At 45.1% G+C, this 3,809-nt stretch carries 3 protein-coding genes; all 3 read right to left on the bottom strand.

Going from position 1 to position 3,809, the window contains the following annotated elements; translation table 11 throughout:
- Positions 1–199: 199 nt before the first annotated feature.
- Genes RH89_RS13455 through RH89_RS13445 form a run of 3 tightly spaced genes read right to left on the bottom strand, consistent with a single transcriptional unit; the run spans position 200 to position 3,623 of the window.
- Entirely contained in the window at positions 200–595 is a 396-nt protein-coding gene (locus RH89_RS13455) for a hypothetical protein (RefSeq protein ID WP_004402739.1), read from the bottom strand.
- A 9-nt stretch (positions 596–604) separates the two neighbouring features.
- Positions 605–1,984: a hypothetical protein gene (locus RH89_RS13450; protein WP_004402737.1), complete on the bottom strand. Its 1,380-nt coding sequence runs from the start codon at positions 1,982–1,984 to the stop codon at positions 605–607.
- A 19-nt stretch (positions 1,985–2,003) separates the two neighbouring features.
- Positions 2,004–3,623, bottom strand: coding sequence for a methyl-accepting chemotaxis protein (locus RH89_RS13445; protein ID WP_004402736.1), 1,620 nt, complete (start codon positions 3,621–3,623; stop codon positions 2,004–2,006).
- Between the last annotated feature and the right edge of the window lie 186 nt (positions 3,624–3,809).

Below are 3,809 nucleotides of genomic sequence, written 5' to 3'. Positions count from 1 at the left end.
TAGGATTAGTGTTAAATATTGTTATTGTTGTCAATTGTTGATGTTTGTGAAATTTGTTACTTAAAAAAAGATATGAAATACAGATGGTTAGAGAGCGAAGGAATATAATGTAAGAATTGTAAGGTGGTGAGGTATATTTGTAATGGTGTGTAGAATGTAGGGCAATTCGGAGAAATCCTACAAATTGCCCTGTATTTCGTTAAGGTTTCAGAAGTACTTTAACTGAATCATCTACCTGACTTTCGTCAATATAACCGATGATGTTTTGACCGCTTTTAACTGTATTTTTCACCAATTCAGCACTTGGTAGAGCTTTCGGTGGCTGACCTTTACCAGTGAATACACGTTTTGCCCAGTAAGCTTGCAATTGCGCTTCGGTTTTTCCCGTCACTTTCTGGTGGAATTCATATTTAAGCGCCTGACCGTCTTCCAAATCCAGTACTTCAATATTCAGCGACTTCGCCTTACCTAGGTACAGCTTTTTGATTGTTGATGCATTGAGTTCATCCATCGAAGGGTTACCTACCACAACAACGGCTGCGTTGGCTGCGGAAGTCAACGCTAATGCAGATACTAAAACTAGCTTCTTAAACATATCTTTTCCTTAAAATACAACGTCCACTTTCAGCGTGTAGAGTAGGTTGGTTTTGTCCTTGCTCTCGGAGTTTAGCCCGCCAAATGTTTCACCAAAACCAGTCATGTAGCTAATGTCACCCTTAAGCGCCACGTTGGTCATAACATCCCAACGAGCACCAATGCTGTAAGTGGTGCGTTGGATGTTTTGCGCTGCTTGGATGACTTTTGCTGAACCTTCGATACTGCCCGCTGCTTTAGCTGCTGCTGCTTTTTGCTGTGCTTGAGCCATAAGTATTGCTGCCATACCAGGGTTGGTTGCAGAAATAGCTTTGGCTCTTGTTAGCAGAGCTTCAGCTTCAGCCGCAAGTTTAGCGGTACTGCCTTTTACCGAGTTGTAGTGTTTGTCGCGCACATCGTTATCTTTTGTTCTCATATGCGAAACGGTGAAATAAGGTGTTACGTTGTCAATGCGGTATGCTGTTGTTACGTAAGCCGAATCAACATCTGCATAGAAACCTTCAACTTCTGTGCGTGTCAGTTCAGAAGACAGCATCAGGCTACCATTGTCGTAGCGGCCACCAATCCCATAGAATTTCGCAACTTCATTGTTGAATGTCGTATTGGAAAGTTTTCCACCAAGTGGTTTTAGAGCTGGATTCGTTGAATTCCAGTCTACGTCCGAATTCACCTTAGCCTGACCATACACTGCGCGTAGAGTCCATGTATCATCAGTCCAGTTAACTACACCACCGTAGATATCATTAAACTCTGTTGGTGCATTGTAGCTGTGCTTATTTGCAGTCAGCTTTTGAGCGCCGGCAAAACCTTGGAACGACAGAGTGCTGTCATCCAGCTCCATGTCGTAGATGAAGTCTGCACCAGTAATCGAAGTTAGAACCACCGTGGAGTACACCTCTTGTGGAACGCGAACGCCAACCTGTGCATAGCCTACTTCTAAGTAATCTGAATACATAAAGAGTGGGGCACGTAGCTTACCGCCACGCATCTTGAAGTTTGGCGTAAATTGGTGGCTGATGAATGCCCATTCAATGTCAGGGCTCCAGCTCTCTCTCTTGGTACCACGAGCAACCAGCTGAACGGTTGCAGACGTTGAATCGTTAATCGAAAACTCGCTCTGCAAGCCAACCAACGAACCTTCGTTAAATTTGATTTGATCGGTTGAGTATGCAAAACCATGTTTGTTGTTTGCCAACTGCATATTCACTGAGGCAAAACCATTGAAACTGATTTTGTCTGCCAGAGAAGAAGATTTTTGCGCTTCCAGAAGCTTAACTTGATGTTCAAGTGCTTCGATGCGCTGATCGGAATTTGCTTCAGTCGCCTGGGCTGAAAAAGCAGCAGCACAAATCGCAGCTAAAGGCAGCATGCGAAAGGTAGTTCTTGTCATTATTATTCTCCGAAAGAGGTTAGACTTTGAATTGAGAAGTAGATTGGCTCAATTGAGAGACAATATGGCTTAGCTCGTTACTGAGCGATTCAAGTTCACTGGTTGATTGTGAAACTTGTTGGGAGCAGGCATTGAAATCGTCCAATCTCTGCTGAATATTGCTGGATGTCTGGTGCTGCAATTCCGTCGCCTGAGCAATCTGCTTATTCACCTGAGTGATACTGGCGACCTGAGTCGTGATTTCAGAAAGGCTTTGTCCGGCTTCTCTGGCGTTGGTGACACCCAGAGCGGAGCTTTCTAACCCCTGAGACATAGCATCAACTGCACTATGAGCTTCGTTCTGCAGTTCTATAAGAAGAGTGTTGATCTCTGTCGCTGAGCTTTGAGTGTTGCTTGCCAGCACTCGAACTTCATCAGCGACAACGGCAAAACCGCGTCCGTGCTCACCTGCTCGCGCCGCTTCTATCGCCGCGTTGAGAGCGAGTAAGTTGGTTTGTTCGGCAACGTTTTGAATGGTGCTCAGGATAGAGCCAACGTTATTTGTGTTTGCTTCCAGGTCTGAAATTTTAGATGCGGTATCGCGAATCCTCTCTGCCAGTTGCTCTATCTGGCTGGACGTTCTGGTCACGATGTCAGCCCCTTGTTCCGCCTTTAAATTCGCGGACTGAGCTTGTCCGTCTGCCTGTGCAGCGAACTCGACGACACGCTCAATGGACTTCAACATGTCATTGATTGAATGGGTGACATCTTCTATCTGAGATTGCTGCTGGTTGTTTAAGTCCAGAGTGTTTTGAGCGCTGAACTCCATTCGATTAGAGACCTTTTCAAGCATCTGGCTGCTGTCTAATGTGCTCTTGATGATAAGTTGCAGCTTCTCGATAAACTGATTTACGCGTTCAACCAGTTTCGAAATTTCATCCTTTCCTGCGTACTCAATCCGCGCTGTTAAATCACCATTACCGCTGGCGATCTCTTTCATTTTTTCGGTCACTAGCGCGATAGAACGGGTAATAGAATGCTGAATGGCGAAAGACGTCATACACAGAACCACCATTAAGATGCCTCCAATTAACCAGGATATGGAGGAGGCATGGCTTGCGGAAGATTCTGATTCTTGAATGGTTGCAACAACTTGGTTGCGGATGCTTTCGCGCAGCTTATCGGATTGATGAGTCAGCGCTTTTAGCGTTTCATCGTTGGCTTTTGCCCGGCGACTGAGCTCTTCGAAAGTTCCATTGAGCTCAATAAAATCGACGCTTAGTTGTTTTGCCTGGGACGAATACTGGCTCAGGCTAGCCTGAAGTGTTGTAAAGTCAGAACGGTATTCTGGCAGAACCGACGCGCCTTTCTGCGTTTCCCCAATCAGGGTTAGGGTCAGTTCTTCCGCCGTGCTCAGGGCGCTTTCATCTTCCAGTACTACGGCAGAATCGAACTGCTGCTTTAGGCTTGGTAACAGAGAGTTCAGCTTGACAGCGCTTTCAAGAGCTGGGTAGTAGTGTTTTTCTAGCGTGTTCAGACGTTCACTGCTTTCAGAATGAATGCTGACATTCACTGAAATGATAGAAAACAGACTTGCTGCAACCACCAGTAGCAGCAAGATAAACTGGCTTCGGATAGAGATGTATCGGGACAGTAGCATGACTTAGACTTACTTATTGGTTGATCACATCGGACCATTTTGACTGTCAGTCATTCTATCTTGTCTGGCTCATTACACTGAGCGGTTACATTAAACAATCATCTGACGTTGTTTAGATTCACCAGATAAATATCTTAACTTAGATTAAATTCTCGGTGATTATTCTTTCTTTCCAGTTGTTATGCC

Origin of the sequence: Vibrio nigripulchritudo ATCC 27043 (genome assembly GCF_000222685.1) — a bacterium.
GTDB lineage: Bacteria > Pseudomonadota > Gammaproteobacteria > Enterobacterales > Vibrionaceae > Vibrio > Vibrio nigripulchritudo.
The sequence above is the reverse complement of the archived record's forward strand: the minus strand, read 5'-3'. Positions and strand labels throughout refer to the sequence as shown.

What these genes read in the sequence shown, in the direction of transcription:
- RH89_RS13450 (WP_004402737.1), bottom strand. Translation starts at nt 1,984, where the DNA reads ATGACAAGAACTACCTTTCGCATGCTGCCTTTAGCTGCGATTTGTGCT.
- RH89_RS13445 (WP_004402736.1), bottom strand. Translation starts at nt 3,623, where the DNA reads ATGCTACTGTCCCGATACATCTCTATCCGAAGCCAGTTTATCTTGCTG.
- RH89_RS13455 (WP_004402739.1), bottom strand. Translation starts at nt 595, where the DNA reads ATGTTTAAGAAGCTAGTTTTAGTATCTGCATTAGCGTTGACTTCCGCA.